Here is a 26,069-nt window from a genome sequence, read left to right as displayed (position 1 = left end):
AATTCATCGCGCGGGCTTGCTCGTTCGTCCAGAATCAACACCATGACGGACGCGCTGGGCGAGGCACTGCACCTGTTGAGGATGTCCGGCACCTTCTACTGCCGCAACGAGCTCACCGAGCCGTGGGGCGCGACGATGCCCGACATGGCGGACTGCCTGTGGTTCCACGTGCTGACCAGCGGCCGCTGTGACGTCGAGGTCGACGGCCAGGTCACCTCGCTCGAACCCGGCGACGTGCTGCTCGTCCCGGGTGGACAGCGCCACCGGCTGTTCCACGGCGAGGCGGAGTCGCCGGTCGTCACGACGCTGCCGCACGAGTTCGAGACCGACAACTACGCGATCCTGCGGCACGGTGGCGGTGGCGCGATGACGCATCTCGTGTGTGGTGCGGTCCGGTTCGACCATCCGGCCGCGAAGCACCTCATCAACGTGCTGCCGAACGTGCTGTACGTGCGCCGCGCCGACGACATGCGCGCCACGATCGACCTGATGGCCGCCGAGGCACAGGCTGTGCGCCCCGGTGGTGAGGCGGTCATCACCAGGCTCGCGGACGTGCTGGTGATCCAGACGATCCGCTCGTGGCTCGCCAACGATCCGGCCGCGCGCACCGGCTGGCTCGGCGCGTTGCAGGACCAGCAGATCGGGCAGGCGCTCGCGCTGATCCACCGCGACCCGGCGCAGCCGTGGACCGTCGAACGCCTCGCGCACCAGACCGCCATGTCCCGGTCGGCGTTCGCGGCGCGCTTCACCGAACTCGTCGGCGAACCGGCCATGCGCTACGTCACGCGGTGGCGCATGCACGTCGCGATGAATCGGCTGAAGGACCGCGACAGCACGGTCAGCGAGGTCGCCCGCGGCCTCGGTTACGAGTCGGAGGCCGCGTTCAGCCGGGCGTTCAAACGGATCGTCGGCGTGTCGCCCGGTCAGGCGCGGGCGGGCTGAAGCAGGTCCCAGCGGTTGCCGTAGAGGTCCTCGAACACGGCCACGCGGCCGTAGACCTCGTCGCGCGGCTCCTCGCGGAAGTACACGCCGAAAGCGACCATGCGGGCGTGGTCGCGGTCGAAGTCGTCGGTGTTCAGGAAGAACCCGACGCGGCCACCGGTCTGATCGCCCACCCGTGCCTGCTGCTGACCCGTGGCGGCCTGTGCCAGCAGCAGCGAAGTCCCCTCACCCGCCGACACCACGACCCAACGCTTGTCGCCCTGCGGAAGGTCCTCGACCAGCGTGAACCCGAGTCCATCTACGTAGAAGCGAATTGCCTCGTCGTAGTCGCGGACCACCAACGTCACCAAACCAATAGATCGCACGGCGATGAGTATCAACGACGAGAGAGGTCTGCCCGCACATGACTCTTGTACTCCTGCACCCCGGCGGCGCCGACCCGTCCGCGTTCAGCCCGCAACTCGACGCGCTCATCGGCTTCGACGTGCACGCACCACATCGCGTCGACCAGGCCACTCAGGACCACCTGGAGATGGCGCAGGAAACCGTGGCGTTCCTGGAGAAGACCGGACCCGCTCACCTGCTCGGCTGCAGCGACGGAGCCACGATCGCACTACTCACCGCCGTACTCAGACCAGATCTCGTGCAACGGCTTGTGGTCGTGTGCGGGGTCTTCCACTACGACGGCTGGGACCCCGCCACGGAACTGACGCCGATGCACCGCCGTTCGCCCGCGCTGACCGAAAATGATCTCGGGAAACTGCCTAACCGGACACTGATCATGATCGGCGATGACGACGAGGTGACGCTGGAGCACGCCGCGGCCATGTACCGGGCGTTGCCGAACGCCGAGCTCGCGGTCGTTCCTGGCACGTCACACGGTCTGCTGCACGAGAAACCTGCGCTGTGCAACGCGATGATCGTCGACTTCCTGACCAACGATCCAGTCGCAACGTACGCGCCAATTCGTCGCCTTGTGTGATTGAGTGCGTCTATGGCGGTTACATCACAAAAGCATCGACTGCCCGTGCGCACGCTCGTCGCATCAAGCGCCGGCAACGCGGTGGAGTGGTACGACTGGGGCATCTACACGGCGTTCAGCATCTACTTCGCCACGCAGATCTTCCCCGCCGGCAACGAGACCGCCGCGCTGCTGAGCACGTTCGCGACGTTCGCGCTCGCCTTCTTCTTCCGCCCGCTCGGCGGCTACCTGCTGGGCCGGTTCGCGGACCTCAGGGGCCGCCGCACCGCGATGCTGTTCACGATCGTGCTGATGTCCGGTGGCTCGGTCATGATCGGCCTGCTGCCGACGTTCGAGCAGGTCGGCTGGCTGTCACCGGCGTTGCTGGTGCTCGCCCGCATCGCGCAGGGCATGGCGCTGGGCGGCGAGGTGTCGAACGCGTCGGCGTACCTGGCGGAGATCGCTCCCGCCACGCATCGCGGCCGGTACTCGTCGTTCTTCTACATCTCGACCGGCGCGGCGGTGCTGATCGCGTCGCTGCTCGGGTTCTTCCTGTCCCGCAACCTCGACAAGGCCGCGATGGCCTCCTACGGCTGGCGCGTGCCGTTCCTGATCGGCGGCGTGCTCGGCCTGGTCGGGCTGTGGCTGCGGCGGGAGCTCAAGGAGACCGAGCAGTTCGAAGAGAACAGGGCCAAGGCCGAGAGCCTGCGCAACCCGCTGCTGATGACGTTGAAGGAGCACCCGAAGGCCGTCGGGCAGCTCATCGGCATCACGCTGCTCTCGACGCTGAGCTTCTACACGTTCTTCAGCGCGCTGACGCCGTTCGCGGTGAAGACCAAGGGCGCCAACGACATCGACGTGTTCCTGGCCCTGTCGATCGGCACCGTCGTGTTCATCGCGCTGCAGTACCCGATGGGGTGGATGGCCGACCGCTACGGCCGCAAACCGCAGATGCTCGTGTGGTCGGCGGCGATGGCGTTGCTGGTCGTGCCACTGTCCACACTGGTCAAACCGGGGCTGGCGAACCTCGTGATCGTGTTCGCCGTGGGACTCGGGCTGTACACGGCGATCACGTCGATCGCGCCGGCGATCATGAGCGAGCTGTTCCCGACCGAACTGCGCGGGCTCGGCATCGGGGCCTGGTACAACCTGACCGTCGCGGTGTTCGGCGGTACCGCCCCGCTGGTCATTCAGGCCGTCGGCGGGACGGTGTTCTTCTGGTACGTGGCGGTCGCCGCCGTGATCACGTTCCTCGTGGTGCTGACGCTGCCCGAGACGAAGGGCGTCGAGCTCACCTAGCCAGCGGCACCAGGTCGTCGGCGTGCACGACCTCGCGGCGCTGCTCCTCCGGCAGGTCGTGGGTCTTGCGGCCGATCAACGACGGCAGCTCGGCCGAGTCGTAACCGGCCACGCCGCGGGCCACGACCTCGCCCGTCAGGCTGACCAGTTCCACGACGTCGCCTGCCTCGAAGTCGCCGTCCACACCGGTGATCCCGGCGGCCAGCAGCGAGCGACGCCTGCCCACGACCGCGGCGACCGCGCCGTCGTCGAGGTGCAGGCGGCCGTTGGCGTCGGTGGCGTAGCCCAGCCAGAAACGGCGGGCGGTGAGGCGGGAACCCGTGGCGGCGAAGGCGGTGCCCACGTCGGCTGAGGTCAGGGCCCGGCCTGCTTCGGTGGCGCTGGTGAGCAGCACCGGGATGCCCGCGGACGAGGCCAGGCGGGCGGCGGCGAGCTTGGAGGCCATGCCGCCGGTGCCCAGGCCGGACGCGCCGCCGGTGCCCGCCTTCACACCATCCACATCGGACGCTGAGGCGACCTCGGCGATGCGGACGGCTCCCGGCTTGCGCGGGTCGCCCGAGTAGAGGGCGTCCACATCGGACAGCAGGAACAGCGCGTCGGCTCCCACGAGGTGCGCGACGAGTGCGGCGAGACGGTCGTTGTCGCCGAAGCGGATCTCTTCGGTGGCAACGGTGTCGTTCTCGTTCACGACAGGAACGGCACCCAACGCCAGCAAACGCGAGAACGTCCGCTGGGCGTTGCGGTAGTGCGCGCGACGCACCACGTCGTCGGCGGTCAGCAGCACCTGGCCGACGGTCAGTGAGTAGCGGCCGAACGAGTTCGCGTAGGCGTGCGCCAAGGTGAGCTGGCCGACGCTTGCCGCGGCCTGCTGGGTGGCGAGGTCGCGGGGGCGGCGGGAGAGCTTCAACGGAGCCAGGCCGGCGGCGATCGCACCCGACGACACGAGCACTACCTGGCTGCCGGCTGCGGCACGGGCGGCGAGGGCGTCGACCAGCGCGTCGAGACGCGCTGGGTCGAGGCCACCTTCCGCTGTGGTCAAAGAAGAAGAACCGACCTTGACCACGATGCGGTTCGCCGAAGCGACCGCTTGCCGAGCTTGTGAGACCACGGGGGCCGTCACTGTGTTACTCCTCGCTGGAATCTCCGTAGTCGTCGCCGTACTCACCGGGCGCGCGGCGGGCCTTCTTCAGGGCCTTGCGCTCGTGGGCGCCGATGCGGTCGTTGCGCTCGAGACGGATGTCCGAGCCTCGTCCGGTCATCGTCATCGCGATGCCGGCCGGGGTGGTCGGTTCCCAGTCGAAGATCAGGTCGCCGATGGTGACCTGGCAACCGGGGACGGCGCCCATCTTCACGAGCTTCTCCTCGACGCCCAGCCTGTTGAGGCGGTCCGCGAGGTAACCGACGGCTTCGTCGTTGGAGAAGTCGGTCTGGCGGATCCAGCGCTCGGGGCGTTCGCCCTTCACGATGAAGCCACCCTCGACCGAGGGGTCCTCGATCACGGTGAAGCCCTGGTCGTCCACGGCGGTCGGCCGCAGCACGATTCGGGTCGATTCCTGCTTCGGCTTGGCCGCGCGGTACTCGCGCACGACCTCGGCCAGCTTGAACGTCAGCTCGCGCAGGCCCTGGCGGGACACCGTCGACACCTCGAAGACCGGCAGCCCGCGGGCCTCGATCTCCGGGCGGACGATGTCGGCCAGGTCCTGGGCGTCCGGGATGTCGACCTTGTTGAGGATCACCACGCGCGGGCGATCCTCGAAGTTGCCGCCGAGCGCCGGGGTGTACTCCGAGAGTTCCTTCTCCAGCGCGTCGATGTCCGCGATCGGGTCGCGGCCCGGCTCGTACGTCGCGCAGTCGACGACGTGCGCCAGGACGGCGGTGCGCTCGATGTGGCGCAGGAAGTCGAGGCCGAGGCCCTTGCCCTGCGACGCGCCGGGGATCAGGCCGGGGACGTCGGCCATCGTGAAGATGGTCTCGCCCGCGGTGATCACGCCGAGGTTCGGGACCAGCGTCGTGAACGGGTAGTCGGCGATCTTCGGCTTCGCGGCGGAGAGCACCGCGATCAGCGACGACTTGCCCGCCGACGGGAAGCCGAGGAGACCGACGTCCGCGACGGACTTGAGCTCCAGCACCAGGTCGCGCGTCTCGCCCGGCTCGCCGAGCAGCGCGAAACCGGGGGCCTTGCGCGCCCTGGACGCGAGCGAGGCGTTGCCCAGACCGCCACGGCCACCGGCCGCCGCGATGAGCTGGGTGCCCTCGCCCACGAGGTCCGCGACGATCTCGCCGGCCTCGGTCAGCACGACGGTGCCGTCCGGGACTCGCAGGATCAGGTCCTCGCCGTTCGCGCCGTCGCGGTTCGCACCGGCACCGGCCTTGCCGCTGGTGGCGGAGGCGTGCGGGCGGAAGTGGAAGTCCAGCAGGGTGTGCACCTGCGAGTCGACAACGAGGATGACGTTGCCGCCACTGCCTCCGTTGCCGCCGTCCGGGCCACCAAGTGGCTTGAACTTCTCGCGGTGCACTGAAGCACAACCGTTGCCCCCGTTGCCGGCGGCAGCGTGGATCACCACACGGTCTACGAAGCGGGCCACGGAACTACTTCCCTTCAAAGGACTTGAACAAGCAACGAGGGGCGGAGCCGGATGACCGGGCCCGCCCCTCGCAGAGGTCTAACAACTACGTTGCGGAAACGGTCCTCAGACCGTGGCCGGAACGATGTTGACGGTCTTGCGACCGCGCTTCATACCGAACTCCACCGCACCGGGCAGCAGGGCGAACAGGGTGTCGTCCTTGCCGATGCCGACGCCGACGCCGGGGTGGAACTTGGTGCCGCGCTGGCGGATCAGGATCTCGCCGGCCTTGACGACCTGACCGCCGTACCGCTTCACACCCAGGTACTGGGCGTTGGAGTCACGGCCGTTGCGGGAACTGGATGCACCCTTTTTGTGTGCCATGAGAAGTCAGGTCCTCACTTACCGGTGATGCCGGTGACCTCGACACGGGTCAACTTCTGACGGTGACCCTGTCGCTTGTGGTAGCCGGTCTTGTTCTTGAACTTGTGGATGCGAATCTTCGGGCCCTTGGTGTGCTCGACCAGCTTGCCGGTAACCGAGAACTTCGCCAGGGCCGCCGCGTCTGCGGTGACGTCAGTGCCGTCGACCACGAGCAGCGCCTGGAGGGAGATTTCGGTGCCCGGCTCGCCCTCGAGCTTCTCGACCTCGACGATGTCGCCGACAGCGACCTTGTACTGCTTGCCGCCGGTCTTGACGATCGCGTACATCAGGACGGAAGTCTCCTGCTACTCGATGGTGACGGGCCGTGCGCCAACCAAACTGGGACGGTGTTTCCACCATTAGGCACCAGAGGAGGCACACGACAGGACCCGTCGGATGGCGGGCCGTCCACAAGGTTACGGGAGTGGGTACTCCCGGAGCAAACCGGGGTGCCCCGATCACGTTCCCGCAGGCTGTGCGGTGCCTCACAACGTTGTCCCGCAACGCAAAACCGGGGCCGCCTGTAGGCGACCCCGGTCTAGTGGTGTGGCCCGGAACGTTGCCGGGGGAATTCGCGGTCAGACGGGTGCATCGTGGTGTCGCCCCCACGTCCTCGTACTGGATGTACGGGGGCGTGGGGGCGGCGCCGCGAGGTGCCCTGCTGAGCGTGGATTACCTCGCCGACGTTCCGGGTCGCGCCACTTGGTTTCCTTGCGTCAGTCCTCCTGGACCGGCGGGCCCGCGGGCCGCGACACGGCGCGGCGCCTGCGGGTGGTGGTGACCACCGGTGCGGGCATCTGGACCTCGGGCTGCTTGGGCACCTCGACCACGATCGGGGCGGGTGCCTCGGCCGCGGGGGCACCGGCGGCACGCTTGGCCGCGCGGCGCCGCGGACGGGCCGCAGGGGCCTCCACCGCGGCCACAGGGGCGGCGGCGGCGGGCTCGGGTGTGGAGACCGGCTGCGGGGCCTCGGCGGGCTCCTGCTCGGGCTCGGCGGCCGGAAGGGGCCGCTGGGCGCCGATGCGGCCGGTCACGGTGGGCTGCTGGGCTCCGATGCGGCCCGTGGTGACGGGCTGCTCGGGCTCGGCGGGCCGCTGGGCACCGATGCGACCCGTCGCGACGGGCTGCTCGGCGATGGGCTCGACGAGCTCCTCGGCCGTCTCCTCGATCACCTCGGGCTCGGTGACGACGGGCTCGAGCTCGACGGGTGCCGGGTCCTCGGCCACCTCGTGCGGCACGTGACCGTTGAGCGCCTGCTCCTCGACCACGACCGCGTCGACCACGGCCTGCGGCTCCTTGTCGCGGCCACGGCGACGGCGGCGACGACGGCCGTGGGCCTCGTGCTCCTGGTCGGCGGCGACCACGTCCTCGGAGGTGTCCTCCGGCTCACCGGGCTCGAAGACCTCGACGACCTCGGGCTCGGCCGGCGCCTCGACGGCTGCCTCGACGACCTCGGTGGTCTCGGCCGCCTGCTCGCCGCCGCCCTTGTTGCGGCGCGACTTGCGGCCACCGGTCTGCTGCGGCTGCTGCTGCTGGCCGCCACCGTTGCCACCGCCGTGCGAGTGCATGGGCTCGGTGGACACGACGACGCCACGGCCGCGGCAGTGCTCACACGTCTGGCTGAACGCCTCGAGCAGGCCCGTGCCGACCCGCTTGCGGGTCATCTGGACGAGACCCAGCGAGGTGACCTCGGCGACCTGGTGACGCGTGCGGTCGCGGCCGAGGCACTCGGTCAGGCGGCGCAGCACCAGGTCGCGGTTCGACTCCAGGACCATGTCGATGAAGTCGATGACGATGATGCCGCCGATGTCGCGCAGCCGGAGCTGGCGGACGATCTCCTCCGCCGACTCCAGGTTGTTGCGCGTGACGGTCTCTTCGAGGTTGCCGCCGGACCCGGTGAACTTGCCGGTGTTGACGTCGATGACCGTCATCGCCTCGGTGCGGTCGATGATCAGGTAACCACCCGACGGCAGCCAGACCTTGCGGTCCAGGGCCTTCATCAGCTGCTCGTCGATGCGGTACTCGACGAACGCGTCGTTGTTGCCGACGTGCTTCTTCAGGCGGTCCTGCAGGTCCGGCGCCACGTGGCGGACGTAGGAGTCGATGACCTCCCACGCCTCGTCGCCCTGGACGACGAGCTGGGCGAAGTCCTCGGTGAACAGGTCGCGGACGACCTTCACCAGCAGGTCCGGCTCTTCGTAGAGCAGCACCGGCGCCTTGGTGGAGGTGCTCGCGGACTTCTCCTTGATGACCTTCCACTGCGCCTGCAGACGCGTGACGTCGCGGCCCAGCTCCTCCTCGCCGATGCCCTCCGACGCGGTGCGGATGATCACACCGGCGTCCTCGGGGACGACGCGCTTGAGGATGTCCTTGAGGCGCTTGCGCTCGTTGTCCGACAGCTTGCGGCTGATGCCGGTGGCGCCACCGCCGGGTACGTAGACCAGGAAGCGGCCGGGCAGGCTGATCTGCGTGGTCAGCCGGGCGCCCTTGTGACCGATCGGGTCCTTGGTGACCTGGACGAGCACCGAGTCGCCGCTGGAGAGCGCCTGCTCGATCTTGCGGGACTTGCCCTCGAGACCGGCGGCGTCCCAGTCGACCTCACCGGCGTAGAGCACGGCGTTGCGGCCGCGGCCGATGTCGATGAACGCGGCTTCCATGCTCGGCAGCACGTTCTGCACGCGGCCGAGGTAGACGTTGCCCACGATCGAGCCGGAGCCCGACGACGTGACGAAGTGCTCGACCAGCACGCCGTCTTCCAGCACGCCGATCTGGGTGCGGTCGCCGCGCTCGCGGACGACCATCGTGCGGGCCACGGCCTCGCGGCGGGCCAGGAACTCGGCCTCGGTCAGCACCGGGGCACGGCGGCGGCCGGCCTCGCGACCGTCACGACGGCGCTGGCGCTTGGCCTCCAGGCGCGTGGAGCCGCGAATGCTGCGGACCTCGCTCTGCGCGGCCTCGGAGTCGGCCTTGTCGTCGCGCGCGTCCCGCGTCTCGCGGACGTGCACGACCGTGTTCGGCGGGTCGTCCTCGGACGTGACCTCGTCCTCCGCGCCGGTCTTGCGGCGACGGCGACGGCGGCGACGGCGGGTCGAGCTCTCGTCGCCCTCGTCCTCGGCCTCGGCGGCGTCGTCGCTCTCCGCGCTCTCGGGGGCGTCCTCGGCCGGAGCCTCGTCGGTCTCCTCGCCGCCCTCGCCGTCCGTGCCCTTGCCGCGGCCTCGGCCACGACGGCCACGGCGGCGGCGACGGCGGCTGTCCGACTCGTCGTCACCGTCGACGTCGGCGTCGGTCTCCGCCTCGGCTGCCTCGGCGGCGTCGAGCTCGTCCGCGGCGATCTCGCCGACGGACTTCTCCTCGACTGCCGGCTCCTCCTCGACGACGAACGGCGACGGCGGGGCCTTCGGCCGTTCGATCGGCTGAGGCGGCAGGAACACCGCGCTCGGCGCGGCGAAGATCGGCGCGAGCGCCGGTGCCTCGAACGCCGGGATCGCGGGCGCCTCGTAGTCCTCGGTGACCTCACCGGTGACCACGTCGTCCCAGTCGACGAGTGTCTCGGCGACCTTCAGCGCGACGTCGCGGCTGACGCTCGACTGCGCGCTTTTGGGGACCTCACCGAGGTCCGCCAGCGCCGTCATCACGTCCTTGCTGCTGACGTCCAGCAGTTTCGCCAGTGCGTGGACCCGCAACTTGTCCGGCAGGTCCGCCAGTTCAGGGCGTGCGGCAACCACGCCCTGCCCGCCGGTGACACCGGCAGGCTTGTCCTTGTTCGACATGCAGCTCCTCCACCCCCGGGCGCGTCCCGTGAGGACGCGGCCGCGCAGGGGCCTCTCTTAGTCTCTCTCCACCGCTTCTCGCGGCGGGAATCCTTGCCTCTCGCGCAGCGGCGTGGCGCCTCACTGGGCGCACGCTTGCGCAGGTCCCACGACGACGCCGCTGTCAGCGCCGCTCCTCCTGTATGCGCGTCACAAGGTTGGACCAAACTGACACTGTCAGCGCTCGTCAGGACTCTCTGTCCTGCTGGAGCGGGTCCACCAGCCTGCCCTCGCCGTCGAGCCTTCCCTGCGCCATCCGGGTTGCTCTCGCAGGTACCGGCGGCACGAGATCGGCCACGACGCGAAGCGCATTCAGCACGTCGTCGGGTCGCACGGTAGGCGTTACCTGCCGTACAACCGTCATGAGTATCCCACACGGTCGTGACAAAGCGGTGTCATCGTGTCCGGCGTCGCTCGAACGGGGTTCGACCAGCGCTGACACGACGGCGGGCCGCACGTCGAGCATCTTCGTGCCGTTCTTGGTGAGCCGCTCGACCTCGACGGACTCGGCCGTGAGGAAGACGCTCACCGCCTTCGCGAGCTCTTCGGGCTCGACACCGTCGAGCTCGATCCTCCACTCGCTCGCGTCGATGCGCTCGGTGAGGTTGCCACCTCGCGCCTGGACGATGTCGACGATGTCGATGCCGGGTGGCAACGCCTCGTCGAGCGCGGCCCTGAGCGCCATCGGGTCGACCTCCTCGACCACCGAGACCTCGACGTACTCGGCCTCGCTGGCCACGCCGGTCGGCGCGGCGCCGACCCACGACACCTTCGGGTGAGGGCTGAACCCCTGGGAGTAGGCCATGGGTACGCCTGCCCTGCGCAGCGCACGTTCGAACGTGCGAGCGATGTCGCGGTGCGAAGTGAAACGCAACCTCCCCCGCTTGGTGTAGCGCAGGCGCAGTTTCTGCACCGCGACGGCGGAGGGGTTGTTCGGCAGGTTGCGGCTCAGCGGTGCTCCCGAGTGGTGTTCCGACGGGTGAGCGGTCCCATCGGCGCAGGCTGTTCGTCCATGAGGACGGTACCGTGAACCTGATTCAGAACGTTCAGCTTGTCTAGATCGTTGCGCGTGGCTACGGTCCGGCTGACTGGACGCCCTGCCGACCTGGAGGTCCCTGGTGCCTCTGCCCCACCGCGCACGAGCGGCGGCGATGACCGCGTTGCTCGTGGCCGGGTGCTTGGCGGCCTCCCTGCCCGCAAGCGCGGAACCAGACCTGGTGCCCGCGGCGCCCACCTGCATCCAACCCGGTCCGCTGCTGCGCTACCTGGTGGTCTTTCCGCAGTTCACGCCCTCCGAGACGGCGGATTCCGAGATCACCGGGGCGTGTGGCCTGACCACCGTCTACTACCCGCAGATCTCGGTCGCGGTGGCCACCTCGCCGGACCCCGGTTTCCTCGGCCGGATCGGCCCGCAGCGCGCGTACAGCGCCCAGGCCGAGAGCATCGCCAAGCGGTCGGTGAAGCGGAAGAAGGACGACACGGAGCTGTTCCGGCCCTCGGGCGTGCGCTCGGCCGAGCAGTGGGACATGGATCTCATCAACGCCCCGGCCGCGCACGAGATCACCACGGGCTCCAAGTCCGTCGTCGTGGGCGTGCTGGACTCGGGCGTCGACGCCCGCCATCCCGACCTGGCCGGCGCGCTGGCACCCGAACTGTCCGCGGGGTGCCTGACCGGCATGCCCGACACGTCACCGTCCGCGTGGGCCCCGACGACGTCTCCCCACGGCACGCACGTCGCCGGCACCATCGCCGCCGCGGACGACGGCCGCGGCACCACGGGTGTCGCACCGGGCGTGCGCATCGCGTCCGTGAAGGTCGTGGACGACGAGGGCTTCATCTATCCCGAGTACGCGGTGTGCGGCTTCATGTGGGCCGCCGCGCAGCAGATGACGATCACCAACAACAGCTACTTCATCGACCCGTACCTGTTCACGTGCCAGAGCGAGCCCGGTCAGCGCGTCGTCTACGAGGCCGTGCGCCGTGCCGTCGACTACGCGACCTCGAGCAACGTGCTGACGGTCGCCGCCGCCGGGAACGCCGCCGCCGACCTGTCCCGGCCGGGGCGCGACTCGATGTCGCCGACGAACGGCGAGGCGCGGACGCGGCCGGTCGACTCGACGTGCGTGGTGCTCCCGGCGCAGCTCAAGAACGTCGTGGGCGTGTCCGCGGTCGATTCGACCAAGACCAAGGCCGGGTACAGCTCGTACGGGCTGGGCGCGATCGACGTGACGGCGCCGGGTGGCGACTCGCGCGCGCCGAACGGGTGCGTGCTCTCGACCGTGCCGTCCGGCTACGACTACTCGTGCGGCACGTCGATGGCGACTCCGCACGCGGCCGGGGTGGCGGCGCTGATCGCGTCGGTGCATCCCGAGAAGGACGCGGTGTCGCTGGGGCGGATGCTGAACGCGCAGGCGCAGACGCTGGCGTGCCCCGCCGACTACGACCTGAACGGCACGGGTGTGCAGGACGCGTTCTGCACCGGGTACTCGGAGTACAACTCGTTCTACGGCCACGGGCTCGTGGACGCGCTCGCCGCCGTCACGAAGTAGCCGCCTGCCTGCTGCTGTGCACGCGGGGACCTTCGTGCTCTCACCGAGTACGAAAGCTCCCCGCGTGCACTCAGGTCACGGCGTGAGCGTGGGGTTCTTCACCGGCGAGCCGACGCCGACCGGGGAGATCGGCAGCAGCTTGCGGCCCGTGGGACCGACCTCGATGTCCGTGCCCATCGCCGGGCAGACACCGCAGTCGAAGCACGGGGTCCAGCGGCAGTCGTCCTGCTCGCGCTCGTCGAGCGCGTCCTGCCAGTCGGCCCAGAGCCATTCCTTGTCGAGGCCCGAGTCGAGGTGGTCCCAGGGCAGGACCTCCAGCTCCTCGCGCTCGCGGGTGGTGTACCAGGCGAGGTCGACGCCGAGCGGTTCCAGCTCCCGCGCGGCCATGGTGGTCCAGCGGTCGTAGGAGAAGTGCTCGCTCCAGCCGTCGAACCGGCCGCCGTCGCGCCACACGGCCTCGATGACCTTGCCGATGCGCCGGTCACCCCGGCTGAGCAGGCCTTCGATGAGGCTTGGCTTGCCGTCGTGGTAGCGCATGCCGATGTTGCGGCCGAGACTGCGGTCGCTGTTGACGGCTTCCCGCAGCTTGCGCAGGCGGTCGTCGACGACGTCCGGGGCGCACTGCGCGGCCCACTGGAACGGCGTGTGCGGCTTGGGGACGAACCCGCCGATCGAGATGGTGCAGCGGACGTCGTTGCGGCCGCTGGCCTGCCGGCCCGCGCGGATGACGTTCTTCGCCATCTCCGCGATCTGCAGGACGTCCTCGTCCTCCTCGGTCGGGAGGCCGCACATGAAGTAGAGCTTCACCTGCCGCCAGCCGTTGGAGAACGCGGCCGACACCGTCCGGATCAGGTCCTCTTCGGACACCATCTTGTTGATGACGCGGCGCATCCGCTCGCTGCCGCCCTCGGGCGCGAAGGTCAGGCCCGAGCGCCTTCCGTTGCGGGACAACTCGTTCGCGAGATCGATGTTGAACGCGTCGACGCGGGTGCTCGGCAGGCTCAGGCCCGTGTTCGTGCCCTCGTAACGGTCCGCGAGGCCCTTGGTGATCTCGGCGATCTCGCTGTGGTCCGCACTGGACAGTGACAGCAGGCCGACCTCTTCGAAGCCGGTCGCCGCCAGTCCCTTCTGGACCATGGCGCCGATGCCCTCGATGGACCGCTCGCGCACCGGGCGGGTGATCATGCCCGCCTGGCAGAAGCGGCAGCCGCGGGTGCAGCCGCGGAAGATCTCGACGCTCATCCGCTCGTGGACGCTCTCGGCGAGCGGCACCAGCGGCTGCTTCGGGTACGGCCACGCGTCGAGGTCCATCGTGGTGCGCTTGAAGACGCGGTACGGGACCCGGTCGCGGTTCGGCACGACGCGCTGGATGCGGCCGTCGGGCAGGTACTCCACGTCGTAGAAGCGCGGGATGTACACGCCGCCGGTCTCGGCGAGCCTGGTCAGCACCTCGTCGCGGCCGCCGGGCGAGCCCTCGGCCTTCCAGTTCTTCACGATCTCGGTGATCTCGAGGACGGCCTCTTCACCGTCGCCCAGCACCGCCGCGTCCACGAAGTCCGCGATCGGCTCCGGGTTGAACGCCGCGTGCCCACCGGCGACCACGATCGGGTCGGCCTCGGTGCGGTCCTTGGCGTGCAGCGGGATGCCGGCGAGGTCCAGCGCCGTCAGCATGTTCGTGTAACCCAGCTCCGTCGCGAAGCTGATGCCGAACAGGTCGAACGCCTTCACCGGCCGGTGCCCGTCGACCGTGAACTGCGGGACGTCGTGCTCACGCATGAGCGCCTCGAGGTCCGGCCACACGGCGTACGTGCGCTCGGCGAGCACGTCCGGCAGCTCGTTGAGGATCTCGTAGAGGATCATGACGCCCTGGTTGGGCAGGCCGACCTCGTACGCGTCGGGATACATCAACGCCCAGCGCACGGACGCCTCGTCCCAGTCCTTGACGGTCGCGTTGAGCTCGCCGCCGACGTACTGCACCGGCTTGGAGATCCGCGGCAGCAGGGGCTCCAACCTGGGGAAAACAGACTCGGCACTCACACGACCAGAGTAACGGCCTCCGCGGGCGCGAGCCGAATCGCGGGTTCAGTCCAGCAACAGCTTCCCCAATCGCCGTGCCGCCACCACCGTTCCCACGGCCGCGAGGACCGCGAAGTACGCGACGTGGCCGAGCATGCCCCAGCCGACAACGCCCAGCGTGAGGCCCCGCATCAGCTCGATGGCGTGGTAGAGCGGCGTCCACGTGACCACCACCTGCAGCCAGCCCGGGTAGACCGACAGCGGGTAGAACGTCGTCGAGAACAGGAACAGCGGCAGGACCGCGAGCTGCACGAGATCGAAGTCCTGCCACGACCTCATGAACGTCGTCGCCGCCATGCCCACAGCGGCGAACGCGAACGCCACCAGCAGCGCCGCCGGCAACGCGAGCAACGCCCAGGGCGAGAAGATCAGCCCCATCCCGAGCATGACCGCGAGGAACCCGGCCGAGTACAGGCCACCTCGCAGCAGCGCCCAGGCGATCTCGCCGATCGCGATGTCCAGCGGCCCCATCGGCGTCGTGAGCATCGCGTCGTACAGCTTCACGTACTTGAACTTGAAGAACACGTTGAACGTCGCGTCGTACACGGCCCCGTTCATCGCGCTCGCCGCCAGCAGCGCGGGCGCCACGAACGCCGCGTAGCTGATCGGCCGCCCGTCCGGCCCGGCCACCGCCGACACCATCTGCCCGAACCCGAGCCCGAGCGACCACAGGAACAGCAGGGGCTCGAAGGCCCCGCCGACCAGCACGAACCACGCGCGCCGGTTCACCAGCGCAGCGCGTTCGACGAGCATGCTGGCCCTGCCGCCGTACAACCCCGGCGGAATCACGCGCCACAGCAGCCCCACGCTGGCGGGCACGGCCTTCTCGCGATCGAGGGTCTGCGTCATACCGCCAGCCTCCGGTGGAAGAACTTCACGCCGAGCGCGATGCCCGCGGCCGTCAGCGCCACGAGGTACACGAGGTGGCCCAACGCCGGTAAGAGGTCGATCGTGCCGAACGTCGCGCCTCTCGCGAGCTCGATGCCGTGCCACGCGGGCGTCAGCCACACCACCGGCAGCAACCAGTCCGGCAGCTGGCTGACCGGGAAGAACGCCCCGGTGAACAGCGTCATCGGCATCAACACGAACCGGAAGATGGTGGTGAAGCTGTCCGGCTTGTCCAACGTCGCGCTGTAGGCGACCAACGGGGCGCTGAACGCGAGCCCCGCCAGCGTCCCGAACACGATGGACAACAGGATGCCGGGCCCGGCGGCGGCGCCGAGAACGACCGCGATCGCCACGAACACCGCGGACCGCGCGAACAACTGCGAGCCGATCCACATTGTCTGCCCGTAGAGCACCTGCGCCGGCGTGATCGGCGTGGCCGCCATCGCGACGAACGACTTCTGCCACATGAACTGCGACATGATCGGGTACGTCGAGTCGAACGTGGCCCCTTGGATAGCCGTGACCACGACCAGCGCGGGTGCGAGGTACTCCAGGTACGACACGCCACCGATCAACGCCGTCGACTGCACCTGGGACCCGAACCCCAGCCCGAGCGCGACCAGGAACAACACCGGCGTCAGGAAACTCGACACCGCCGTGGCCCGCCAGTTGCGCCGGTACCACGTCCAAGCCTTCTCGAAGCCGAACCAGGAAGCCCTCAGCGTCTGCATCAGTCCACCAACGTCCGGCCGGTGAGCCGCAGGAACACGTCCTCCAGCGAACTGCGGCGCACCAGGCTCTGCACCGGCTGAACCCCGTGCTCGTGGACTCTCTGGAGAGTCGCCTCCCCGTCCTGCGTGTAGAGCAGCAACCGGTCCGGCAACACCTCCACCCGGTCGGCGAACCGCTCCAGGTCGGGCTTCTGCGCGCCGGGCTGGAACCGCAGCTCCAGCACCTCCCTGGTGGAGTACCGGTTGATCAGCTCACTGGGCGACCCCTCGGCGGCGATCCGCCCGCCGTCCATCACCACGAGCCGATCGCACAGCTGCTCGGCCTCGTCCATGTAGTGGGTCGTGATGATGAGCGTGACACCATCCTGTTTCAGCCGGAACAGCCTGTCCCACAACAGATGCCGCGCCTGCGGGTCCAACCCGGTGGTCGGCTCGTCGAGCAGGAGCAACTCCGGGTCGTTCACGAGGGACCTGGCGATCGTGAGCCGCCGCTTCATGCCACCGCTGAGCGGCTCGACCTCGTGGTCCGCCCGCTCGGCGAGCTGCGCGAACTCCAGCAACTCCTCGGCCTTCTCGCGACACTTCTGCCGGGACATCCCGAAGTACCGCCCGTAGATCTGCAGGTTCTGCCGGACCGTCAGCTCGGTGTCCAGGTTGTCGAGCTGCGGCACCACCCCGATCCGGGCCCGGATCTTGGGCCCCTCGGTCCCCGGATCCATGCCGAGCACCTTCAGCTCGCCACCGGTCCGCCCCGACACGCACGAGATCATCCGCATGGTCGACGACTTCCCGGCCCCGTTGGGCCCGAGAAACCCGAACGCCTCCCCCCGCCGCACCTCGACGTCGATGCCGCGCACGGCCTCGAACGACCCGAAGTGCTTGGTCAGAGCCTTGGCTTCAACAAGGTTGTCCACCTGTCCGACGTTAACGAACAGGTCTGACAATTTTCGACGCAATTACGATCGCCGCATGCCCGAACTCCGCTGGCTCACGGAAGCCGACGAGACCCTCCGCGCCGAGATCCACACAGTCGTGCACGACGTGGTCGCGGCAGGCGGCGCCGTCGGCTACCACGAGCCTCCGACCTACGACCGCATCTCAGCCTGGCTGGACACCGTCCTCAAACAGGTCCGCGACGGCAACGCCGCCTTCACCGCAGCCACGGTGGACGGCGTAGTACGCGCAGTGGGCCTCTGGCGCCGCGGCTCAACGGCAGTCTTCCAACACCGCGCCGAAGTCCAGCAGATCATGGCCCACCCCTCAGCACGCGGCCTCGGCCTGGGCAAACGGGTGATGGAGGGCCTCATCGCGAACGCCCGCGAACAGGGCATCGAAATCGTCATGCTCGGCGTACGAGGCAACAACCACGGCGCAATCGAGCTGTACGAGAGCCTGGGCTTCCGCGAATGCGGCCGCATGCCGAACGCGATCGCCGTAGGCACCGAACGGTGGGACGACGTGTGGATGTACCTGCCGCTCGGCTACCCGGAGGGCACCACCCTCAACGGCGCGGCACCAGGCGGCAAGGGCAGCAGCCCCAGAAGGACCTGACCCCGCACAGCACCTGATCGAACGCGACGCCGCAGGCGAGCCGTCCTACCGAACGGGCTGGGTGGGGTGGCTTCGTCACGAGTCGTGCCACAGCTCTTGCTGCATGCAAGAAGGGGTGTCAACTCGACACGCTTTTCGTCGAGTTGACACCCCTTCTTGCATGTGGCCCGCTCTTGGCTCGGCTCGTGACGAAGCCACCCCACCAACGCAAGCCAACTAAGCAACGCGCCTCCGCCCAAAGCAACAGGCGTGCCATCTACCCGCGAGCGGCGTAGACCCCGGCTTTGGATCAGATTGGCGGGGTCTGGGGCGGAGCCCCAGAAAACACCCAAGAATCAGAGGTGAGGGAACCAGATCTTGATCTCGCGCTCAGCCGACTCAACAGAGTCAGACCCATGCACCAGGTTGAACTGGACCTCAGTCCCGAAGTCCCCCCGAATCGTGCCGGGCGTGGCCTTCTCGATGGGGTCGGTCCCACCGGCCAGCTGACGGAACGCGGGCACCGCCCGAACACCCTCCACCACGAGAGCGACCAACGGCCCACCGGTGATGAAGTCCACAAGGTCGGCGTAGAACGACTTGCCGTCGTGCTCCGCGTAGTGCTGCTCGGCGGTGGCGCGGTCGGCGGTGCGCAGCTCCAGAGCGGCGAGCTTGAGGCCCTTGCGCTCGATGCGGGCGATCACCTCGCCGACGAGACCACGGGCAACGCCATCGGGCTTAACGAGAACCAGGGTGCGCTCGGACACGACGGTGTGACTCCTCGAAAACAGGTACGGGATGTGCGAACAGGGTAGCCGCGCACGTCGTCAGGGCTGTGACCCGGGATACGTCACGGTCCTAGTGCACCAGCACGGGCTGGGCCTCGCGGTCAACGGTGACCTGCCGCAGCACGAACACGGCCAGCCCGAGCGCCACCGCCACGAGCGCCGACGAGATCCAGAACGCCAGGTGGAAGCCCGAGGTCAGCGCCTCCAGACGGCCGACGCCCGAGGCGAGCAGCGACGAGGTGTAGGTGGTCGAGGTCGTGGCCAGCACCGCCAGTCCCAGGGCGCCGCCGACCTGCGCGGTCGTGTTCACGAGACCGGACGCCAGGCCCGCCTCGTCGTGCGCGGCGCCGGACATCGCCAGCGTCATCAGGGCCGGGAACGACAGCCCCAGACCGATGCCCAGCGGTGCCACGGCGGGCAGGATGTGTGCGACGTACGAGCCGTCGACCGGCACCTGTGTGAACACCAGCATGCCGACGAGCATGAACAGCAGGCCCACGATCAGCATGTTGCGTTCGCCGAAGCGGATGTTCAGGCGTGCCGACAGCGACACCGAGAACACCGCGATCGCGCCGGCGACGGGCATGAACGCCAGGCCGATCTGCAACGGCGTGTACTGCAGCACGAGCTGCATGTACAGGGTGCCGAGGAAGAACAGGCCGAACATGCCGGCGACCATGGAGATCTGCACCAGGTTCGCGCCGGTCACGTTGCGGGACTTGAACACCCGCAACGGCAGCAACGGCTTCGCGGCGGTTCGTTGGCGTTGCACGAATCCCACCAGCAACGCCAGCGCGACGGCACCCAGTCCCAGCGTGTGCGCGGAACCGAAACCGTAGTGCTCCGCCTTGACGATCGTGTAGACGCCGAGCATCACCGCGGCCACGATCAGCAGCGCGCCGAGGACGTCCGCACCTTCCCGCAGGCCAAGACCCACGGAGTCGGGCACCAGGCGGACTGCGGCCACCGCGGCCACGATCCCGATCGGGATGTTCACGAAGAAGATCCAGTGCCACGACATGGCGTCGGTCAGCACGCCGCCGAGCAACAGGCCCAGGGACGCGCCCGCCGCCGCGACGAAGCTGAACACGCCGATGGCGCGCCTCTGCTCGTTGGGCTCGGGGAACATCGTCACGACCATGCCCAGTGTCACGGACGTGGCGAGCGCACCGCCCGCTCCCTGCACGAACCTCGAAACGATCAGCATCTCGGCGCTGAACGAGAGCCCGCACAGCAGCGAAGCCACCGTGAAGACGCCCAGGCCGATCAGGAACACCTTCTTGTGCCCGATCAGGTCACCCAGCCGACCCGCGAGCAGGAGCAGACCGCCGTAGGCGATCAGGTACGCGTTCACGACCCAGGCGAGTCCCGCCTGGCCGAACTTGAGGTCTTCCGCGATCGCGGGCAGCGCGACGTTCACGATCGTCTGGTCCAGCACGATCATCAACATGCCTGCGCACAGCACTATCAGCGCCAGCCAGCGCGAGTCGGTCCTCGATCCCCCTGAAGTCATAAGAGGAACCGTAACAGATAGTTTTGTATGGGACTATCTTCTATCCAACGGCATGACGCAGCGCACGTTTCCGCGGCGGCTTCTCGCACGCCACAGGAGTGCCCAGACGGCCCTCGACCAGCCTCGTCAGGCCGTTGACCAGGCCCGCACGCTCGTCATCGGGCAACGAGCCGAGCACGCTGCCGACCACGTCCCGGTACACGTCGTCGGCCTTCGCCACGATCGCGCGGCCCTGCTCGGTCACGACCACCACGCGGGCGCGGCGATCCGTCGGCGACGGCTTGCGCTCGGCGTAGCCGGCGGACTCGAGCGCGTCCATCGTCACGACCATGGTCGTCTTGTCGATGTCGACCATGTCGGCGATCTCGGTCTGCGTAAGCTCCGCGTCCAGCGCGCTGGACAGCACGCAGCGGGCTCGCGGAGTCAGTCCGATCTCCGCGAGCCTCGCCGTCAGCTCTGTCTCGAGCGCGTGCCCCGTCCGATGCAGCAGCATCATCAGGTCAGTACACCCCGTCGTGCCCATGAACACGACGGTACCAAACTAATCCGGAACGAAACTATTTCTAAGCGGGACTATCGCTCCAGCACCACGACCGAGCGTGCGGCTCCCACCCTCTTCTCGCTGGTCAGCGGCTTCCAGTCGCCAGAAGGCAACGAGACGGGACGGTCCGTCTCGTAAGGGTTGATCACCACCAGAACTCCCCGGCGGGCCGAGTCCACGTCCGGCCCCGCCGTGTCGTCGACGTGCATGACGATCACGCCGGACTCCGCGGCCGGGAAGGAGACCTTCTGCTGCACCAGATCGGCCGACCCCAGCGAGAACAACGGCGACGACTGACGGATGCGCAGCAGCTCGAGCGTGGCGTCGAGCGTGGCCTTCATGTCCGCGGACGAAGGCTTCGCCATGCCCAGCAACGGCTTCGCGTACGGCCACTTCGACTCGTTGTCGGCCTTCGGCGGCAGTCCCCGGCCGAAACCGTTGTCGCGCAACGACGGGTCGTACGGGTTGAACCAGTCCCCTGAGTCGTAGCTGTTGCGGTCCAACGACTTCGAGCGCAGGAACTCGGTGCCCGCATGCACGAACGGACGCCCCTGCCCGAGCAGCGCCGGTGCCAGCGAGACCGTCTGCATCTTCACGCGATCAGCCATCGAGGTCTCGGGCTTCAGCTTGTAGGCCAACGCGTCGAACAACGTCTCGTTGTCGTGCGCGTCGACATACGTGATCGCCTCCAGCGGCTGCCCGGTGTACCCGGCGGGCGAGCCGTTGTACCGCACGTCCCGGCCCGACACGACCGGCCCGGCCGTCGACTGGAAGCGGTACGAGGCCATGTTGCCCGCCATGCCGAGCTTCACCAGGTCGCTGTAGTTCTCCAGCCGCGCGGCCACGTTCCCGTTGGCAGGCGAGGAGTTCACGCCGCCGGCCAGTCCAGAGCCGATGCCCTGCACGCGCGGGTCGTCGTCGAACGGGCCGCCGCCGCGCACGGCGTCGCGCAGCCGGTCGCTGAACGTGCCGATGCCCGTCCCGGCCATGTTCGCCTGGGTGGCCTGCTCGAACCGGGCGTTGCCGGCGACCTCGCCGAAGTCCCAGCCCTCGCCGTACACGCCGATCCTGCGCCCGTCCACGCCGTCACGTTCGACGGTCAGCGCGTCCAACGCCGCCCGCACCGCGAGGATGTTCGCCTTCGGGTGGTGGCCCATCAGGTCGAACCGGAACCCGTCGACCTTGTAGTTGCGCGCCCACCGCACCACGGAGTCCACGACGAGTTTGCCCATCATGGCGTTCTCGGTCGCGGTGTTCGCACAGCACGTGGAGTTCGCCACCGAGCCGTCGAGGTTGAGCCGCTGGTAGTAGCCGGGCACAACCTTGTCCAGCACGGACGTCGGTGTGTCGCCGAACGCGGCCGTGTGGTTGTAGACGACGTCCACCACTACGCGGTTGCCGTTGTCGTGCAACGACTTCACCATCTCGCGGTACTGCTTCGAGCGCGCCTGGCCGTTCTGCGCGTCCGCTGTGGCGTACGAGCCTTCGGGCACGTCGTAGTGGAACGGGTCGTAGCCCCAGTTGAAGCCGTCCTTCGCCGCGACGGCGCCGACGCAGGCCTGCTGCTGCTCGGAGTCCGCGGGGAGCGTTGGCAGGTCGCAGGCCGGGGTGGCCTGGTCGGAGCGCTTCTCGGGAATCGTCGCGATGTCGAACGTCGGCAGCAGGTGCACGGTGTCCATGCCCGCCGCGGCCAGCGTCTTCAGGTGCTTCATGCCCGTCGAGTCGCGGTGCGTGAACGCCTTGTACGTACCGCGATCCGCCGCCGGGACGGACTGGTCGTTGATCGAGAAGTCCCGCACGTGCAGTTCGGTGATCGCACCGCCGATACCGCGAGCGACATCGCGAGACCAACCGGAAGGCATCGACCTGGCATCCGTCAGGTCAGCGAACTGCGAGTGCGTCGAGTTCACCGACAACGCAACCGAGTACGGGTCGGTGACGACGACCGTCCGCTGCCAGTCGGTGACCTCGAACTGGTAGTACCTGTTCTTCCAGTTGCCCTTGCCGGACCATGAACCGGACGCGTCGTCGCGCCTGAGCTGGACGGTCCTCGAAGGCTCTCCGGACGGCTGGTCGAACAGGCGCAGCTTCACGTTCCGAGCGGTAGGCGCCCACAACCTGATCGACGCGCGGCCGTGGTCGAACGTCGGTCCGAACGTCAGTTTCGTTGCGGCGGCGGCATAACGGTCGTCGAGCACGCCCGCGATCTGCACGCTCGTGCGGTGCCGGATCGCGCCGCCCGCATCGACGTGCACGGCGGAAAGCTTGTCCCGCAACGCCTCGTCGACGAACCCGCGCACGGCGAACACCGGCTTGCCCTTGAGGTGCGGGAACTGCGCCGGCACCTCCTCGGTCGTGGGGGACAACCGCAGCACCCGTGCGCCGTATTCGAGGCGGTAGCCGTCGGACTGCACGGACGGAACGTCCCAGACGACCCTGTCCTTCGAGATCCAGATCGCCTTGGCCTTGGTCAGGTCGTCATCGGCGGCCGGACCGGCGTTGGGCGGCAGCAGGTAGGTCTCGTTGCCCTGCAGCTGCCACACCTCGTGGCCCTTCTGCCCCAGGTCGAGGAACTGGTCGGGGCCGGGATCCTTGGTGTCGCCGCGGTGGACGATGTAGCTCAGCCCCGCGGCACCGGCGGCGAGCGGCACCGACCAGTAGACGCCGAACTGGTCGCGCCCGTCCGGCACCCGTGACTGGTTCCAGCCCGGTGACGGCTCCGCGGAACCGGTCCAGTGGTACATCGTCCAGTCCGCGTAGTCGCCGTCCGGGCGGTTGTAGTGGATCACCGCCCGGTTCTCGGCCGCCGCCTTCGTGGCGTGCACCTTCCCGCCGGCAACCCACGCGTGGCCGCTCGTGAACTTGCCCGAAGCCTCCACCGTCGTGCCGCGCACGACGGAGAAGTCAGTGGTGGGCGGGAGTTCCGCGACGCCGTTGGTGAACGGCACGTCACCTCGTCCGGCGACGCGCACAACGGCTCCGGTGGCGTCGCCGACGTAGTGCACGACCGCCTTGCCCGTGGCCGCCTGCTCGGACTCGTGCACGGCCGGGTCGCCCTGCTTCAGCCAGATTTCGGGCGTCACGCTCGGATCGACGAACCGGTCGGCCGAGGTGTCCTTCTCGTCGCCCCTGTGCGCGATGAGACCGACCGACTTGGCGCCCGGCTTCAGCTTGACCCAGGCGAAGCGCCCGTAGGCGTCCTCCCCCGCGAACGGCAGCGGCGCGTTCCACTCGGTCGGCGTCTCGACGTCGCCCCAGGCGTGCAGGCCCCAGCCGTCGTAGTTGTCCCGTGCGTAGTGCACGACCAGCCAGTCCGGGTTCTTCGTGCCGGGGTCCGGAAGCGGCGGCGCGGCCACGAGCGACACGAACGCACCGTCCGCGCCGATCTCACCGGACTTCGCCACCACGCGCAGTTCGACGCGCTTGCCAACGGCCGCGCCCGGAAGTGCCGACAGGTCAGCGAAAACCCGGTAGGGAGCCGCGTCGTCAGTGCCGAGCACGGTCCAGTCGCGGGTGCCCTCCACACGAGCAGCGAACGTGGCCGCCGCGTTGGGCGCGCTGATGCCGTCGGTCCTGAGCTCGACGCGCTCGTCCAGCACGGTTCCGGCCGCCGGGGCGACCAGGACGGGCGCCGGCTTCGACTTCACGACGTCGCTGGTTCCCTTGAGCACCAACGAGGACAGCGCGGGCACGGTCACCGTGACGCGACCGTTCTGGACCTGGGCGTTCTCGAAGCCCGACGAGGACACCGGCACGGTCACGGTCGCCGGCGAGGTGCCCGCGTTCGCGACGACGAGGTGCTCGCGGCCGAGGATGCGGCTGAACGCGAACACGTCACCGTCGGCGTACCGGAGCACCTGGTTGCCGTCACGCCACACGGGATCGCGGTCGACCTGGTCGGCCAGTGCCTTGAGCTGCCGGTACAGCGGGTGCGAGGTGTTGAAGTTGTCGACAGCGCCCGTGCGATCGGACCCGACGAGCTTCTCCGCCATGTACTCCGGCGTCTTCGAGGCGAACATGTCCTGGCGCGCCAGCTTGTCACCGCCCGTGCCCGCGAAGCCCTGCTCGTCGCCGTAGTAGACGACCGGGTTGCCGCGCCACAGGTACATCAGCTGGTTGCCGAGCTTGAGCCGCTCCAGCAGTTCGGCGTCCGAGATGCCGGGGCGGTCGTTGCGGATCATCCACGCGATCCGGCCCATGTCGTGGTTGCCGAGGAACGTGGGCAGCGAGGACGCGTTGGAGTCGGCGTCGGTGTAGCGGTCGTCGTCGAGCAGCACCTCGCCGAGCCGCTGGGAACCCTTGCCGGACAGGAAGGTCAGCGCACTGCTCTGGAACGGGAAGTCCAGCGTGGCCTGCATCCTGCCGTCGGTCGTGTACTTCGAGGTGTTCTCGGGCGAGGAGTCGAAGACCTCGCCGAACACGAAGAAGTCCTTCTTGCCCTTGCGGTTCGCGTACTGCTTCACGTGCGGCGCGAGGGCCTGCCAGAACTCCAGGTTGACGTGCTTGACGGTGTCGACGCGGTAACCGTCGATGTCGAGCGTGTCGATCCAGTTGGTGAAGATGTCCTTCATGCCGTTGACCACGCGCGGGTGCTCGGTCATCAGGTCGTCGAGGCCGGAGAAGTCGCCCTGCTCGCTCGACTCGCCGGAGAACGTCGAGTCGCCGCGGTTGTGGTAGAGCGTGGAGTCGTTGAGCCACAGCGGGTACTTCGCCGGGCCGTCCTTGACCGGGGTGTACGGGAAGGACTTCTGAGCGTCGAGCTTCGGGAAGTCCTTGCGGCCCGCATAGTCCGCGAGGTCGAACGGCTTGCCCGAAGCGTCCAGGTACGGCTGAGCGCCCGTACTGACGTACTGGGTCTTGTTCTCCGCGTACTTGATCACGTCGGCGGTGTGGTTCGCGACGATGTCGAAGAAGACCTTGATGCCACGCCGGTGCGCGTCGCGGATCAGGTCGCGCATCTCCTGCGTGGTGCCGAAGTGCGGGTCCAGTTTGGTGAAGTCGAGGGTCCAGTAGCCGTGGTAGCCAGCCGATTGATCTTTTCCAGGGTCGCCCTGCACCCAGCGGTTCAGGAACATCGGCGTCATCCAGATCGCCGTGATGCCCATGCCGTCGAGGTAGTCGAGCTTCCGGTGCAGACCCTTGAGGTCGCCACCGTGGTAGAAGCCCTTGTCAGCGGGGTCGAAGCCGTGCTCGGCGGCCTTCGAACGACCACGGTCGTTGCCCGGGTCCCCGTTCGCGAACCGGTCGGGCATCACGAAGTAGAAGCGCTCGCCCCGGAGGTCGTCTCGCTTGGGCGGTAACGCGAGTCTCGAATCCCCGTCGCGCACACCGGGCGCTATGTCCACCACCTCCCCCACGGCCAGGCGTTGCGGTGGAGCGGCAACGGCCTGGACGGGTGTCAGCGGAAGTAGAACCAGTGCAGCGAGCGCGGCGACGACCCGACGCATCGCGACCT

20 protein-coding genes are annotated in these 26,069 nt (G+C 68.6%); 5 read left to right on the top strand and 15 right to left on the bottom strand.

Annotation, left to right across the window (positions count from 1 at the left end; translation table 11 throughout):
• The first annotated feature begins 42 nt into the window (after positions 1 to 42).
• The gene (locus tag BLR21_RS28355) at positions 43 to 942 is read left to right on the top strand and encodes an AraC family transcriptional regulator (protein WP_090010452.1); all 900 of its coding nucleotides are present in this window, start codon (positions 43 to 45) and stop codon (positions 940 to 942) included.
• Here BLR21_RS28355 and BLR21_RS28350 read toward each other — a convergent pair.
• A complete protein-coding gene (locus tag BLR21_RS28350; protein WP_256334987.1) occupies positions 924 to 1,289 on the bottom strand; it encodes a VOC family protein in 366 nt (121 codons plus the stop codon). The two genes, BLR21_RS28355 and BLR21_RS28350, sit on opposite strands and share 19 nt — an antisense overlap.
• Positions 1,290 to 1,345: 56 nt before the next feature.
• Between BLR21_RS28350 and BLR21_RS28345 the strand changes: the two genes are divergently transcribed.
• Both BLR21_RS28345 and BLR21_RS28340 read left to right on the top strand, forming a co-directional pair.
• Positions 1,346 to 1,924, top strand: a complete 579-nt coding sequence (locus BLR21_RS28345; protein ID WP_090010448.1) for an alpha/beta fold hydrolase — start codon at positions 1,346 to 1,348, stop codon at positions 1,922 to 1,924.
• Positions 1,925 to 1,936: 12 nt separating this feature from the next.
• The gene (locus BLR21_RS28340) at positions 1,937 to 3,202 is read left to right on the top strand and encodes an MFS transporter (protein WP_090010446.1); all 1,266 of its coding nucleotides are present in this window, start codon (positions 1,937 to 1,939) and stop codon (positions 3,200 to 3,202) included.
• Here the strand turns inward: BLR21_RS28340 and proB are convergent.
• The 6 genes from proB to BLR21_RS28310 form a co-directional block, all read right to left on the bottom strand.
• Positions 3,195 to 4,322: a glutamate 5-kinase gene (proB, locus tag BLR21_RS28335; RefSeq protein ID WP_176929828.1), complete on the bottom strand. Its 1,128-nt coding sequence runs from the start codon at positions 4,320 to 4,322 to the stop codon at positions 3,195 to 3,197. The genes BLR21_RS28340 and proB overlap by 8 nt on opposite strands.
• Positions 4,323 to 4,326: 4 nt before the next feature.
• Positions 4,327 to 5,787, bottom strand: a complete 1,461-nt coding sequence (obgE, locus tag BLR21_RS28330) for a GTPase ObgE (protein WP_090010440.1) — start codon at positions 5,785 to 5,787, stop codon at positions 4,327 to 4,329.
• A gap of 105 nt (positions 5,788 to 5,892) precedes the next feature.
• Positions 5,893 to 6,150 (bottom strand): 50S ribosomal protein L27, encoded by a 258-nt coding sequence (gene rpmA / locus BLR21_RS28325; protein ID WP_030479432.1) that lies wholly within the window; start codon positions 6,148 to 6,150, stop codon positions 5,893 to 5,895.
• Positions 6,151 to 6,164: 14 nt separating this feature from the next.
• Positions 6,165 to 6,476, bottom strand: coding sequence for a 50S ribosomal protein L21 (gene rplU, locus BLR21_RS28320; protein ID WP_030479431.1), 312 nt, complete (start codon positions 6,474 to 6,476; stop codon positions 6,165 to 6,167).
• A 429-nt stretch (positions 6,477 to 6,905) separates the two neighbouring features.
• Positions 6,906 to 9,959 carry a translation initiation factor IF-2 N-terminal domain-containing protein gene (locus BLR21_RS28315; RefSeq protein ID WP_090010437.1) on the bottom strand — a complete coding sequence of 1,018 codons (3,054 nt, stop codon included), beginning with the start codon at positions 9,957 to 9,959 and terminating at the stop codon, positions 6,906 to 6,908.
• 226 nt (positions 9,960 to 10,185) lie between these two features.
• The gene (locus BLR21_RS28310) at positions 10,186 to 10,911 is read right to left on the bottom strand and encodes a TIGR03936 family radical SAM-associated protein (protein ID WP_090010434.1); all 726 of its coding nucleotides are present in this window, start codon (positions 10,909 to 10,911) and stop codon (positions 10,186 to 10,188) included.
• A 205-nt stretch (positions 10,912 to 11,116) separates the two neighbouring features.
• Between BLR21_RS28310 and BLR21_RS28305 the strand changes: the two genes are divergently transcribed.
• Positions 11,117 to 12,547 carry a S8 family peptidase gene (locus BLR21_RS28305; RefSeq protein WP_256334986.1) on the top strand — a complete coding sequence of 477 codons (1,431 nt, stop codon included), beginning with the start codon at positions 11,117 to 11,119 and terminating at the stop codon, positions 12,545 to 12,547.
• 75 nt (positions 12,548 to 12,622) lie between these two features.
• Here BLR21_RS28305 and BLR21_RS28300 read toward each other — a convergent pair whose 3' ends face one another.
• The 4 genes from BLR21_RS28300 to BLR21_RS28285 are packed head-to-tail and all read right to left on the bottom strand — an operon-like array spanning position 12,623 to position 17,156.
• Entirely contained in the window at positions 12,623 to 14,584 is a 1,962-nt protein-coding gene (locus BLR21_RS28300; protein ID WP_090010430.1) for a TIGR03960 family B12-binding radical SAM protein, read from the bottom strand.
• A 45-nt stretch (positions 14,585 to 14,629) separates the two neighbouring features.
• Entirely contained in the window at positions 14,630 to 15,472 is an 843-nt protein-coding gene (locus BLR21_RS28295) for an ABC transporter permease (protein ID WP_090010427.1), read from the bottom strand.
• On the bottom strand, positions 15,469 to 16,242 hold the full coding sequence (locus BLR21_RS28290) for an ABC transporter permease (protein WP_090010424.1): 774 nt from the start codon (positions 16,240 to 16,242) through the stop codon (positions 15,469 to 15,471). Before BLR21_RS28290 ends, BLR21_RS28295 begins: the two co-directional genes overlap by 4 nt.
• Positions 16,242 to 17,156 (bottom strand): ABC transporter ATP-binding protein, encoded by a 915-nt coding sequence (locus BLR21_RS28285; protein ID WP_176929827.1) that lies wholly within the window; start codon positions 17,154 to 17,156, stop codon positions 16,242 to 16,244. Before BLR21_RS28285 ends, BLR21_RS28290 begins: the two co-directional genes overlap by 1 nt.
• 55 nt (positions 17,157 to 17,211) lie before the next feature.
• On the opposite strand from BLR21_RS28285, the gene BLR21_RS28280 reads away from it, so the two are divergent.
• Positions 17,212 to 17,793 (top strand): GNAT family N-acetyltransferase, encoded by a 582-nt coding sequence (locus BLR21_RS28280; RefSeq protein WP_090010418.1) that lies wholly within the window; start codon positions 17,212 to 17,214, stop codon positions 17,791 to 17,793.
• A 335-nt stretch (positions 17,794 to 18,128) separates the two neighbouring features.
• Here the strand turns inward: BLR21_RS28280 and ndk are convergent, their stop codons facing one another.
• From ndk to pulA, 4 genes are all read right to left on the bottom strand, one after another.
• Positions 18,129 to 18,539, bottom strand: a complete 411-nt coding sequence (ndk, locus tag BLR21_RS28275) for a nucleoside-diphosphate kinase (RefSeq protein WP_090010414.1) — start codon at positions 18,537 to 18,539, stop codon at positions 18,129 to 18,131.
• A 91-nt stretch (positions 18,540 to 18,630) separates the two neighbouring features.
• Positions 18,631 to 20,073 (bottom strand): DHA2 family efflux MFS transporter permease subunit, encoded by a 1,443-nt coding sequence (locus BLR21_RS28270; RefSeq protein ID WP_090010411.1) that lies wholly within the window; start codon positions 20,071 to 20,073, stop codon positions 18,631 to 18,633.
• Positions 20,074 to 20,113: 40 nt separating this feature from the next.
• The gene (locus BLR21_RS28265; protein WP_218130981.1) at positions 20,114 to 20,596 is read right to left on the bottom strand and encodes a MarR family winged helix-turn-helix transcriptional regulator; all 483 of its coding nucleotides are present in this window, start codon (positions 20,594 to 20,596) and stop codon (positions 20,114 to 20,116) included.
• Positions 20,597 to 20,646: 50 nt separating this feature from the next.
• Positions 20,647 to 26,061 carry a pullulanase-type alpha-1,6-glucosidase gene (gene pulA / locus BLR21_RS28260; protein ID WP_090010405.1) on the bottom strand — a complete coding sequence of 1,805 codons (5,415 nt, stop codon included), beginning with the start codon at positions 26,059 to 26,061 and terminating at the stop codon, positions 20,647 to 20,649.
• Positions 26,062 to 26,069 lie beyond the last annotated feature (8 nt).

Origin of the sequence: Lentzea albidocapillata subsp. violacea (assembly GCF_900100275.1) — a bacterium.
Lineage (GTDB): Bacteria > Actinomycetota > Actinomycetes > Mycobacteriales > Pseudonocardiaceae > Lentzea > Lentzea violacea.
The sequence above is the reverse complement of the archived record's forward strand: the minus strand, read 5'-3'. Positions and strand labels throughout refer to the sequence as shown.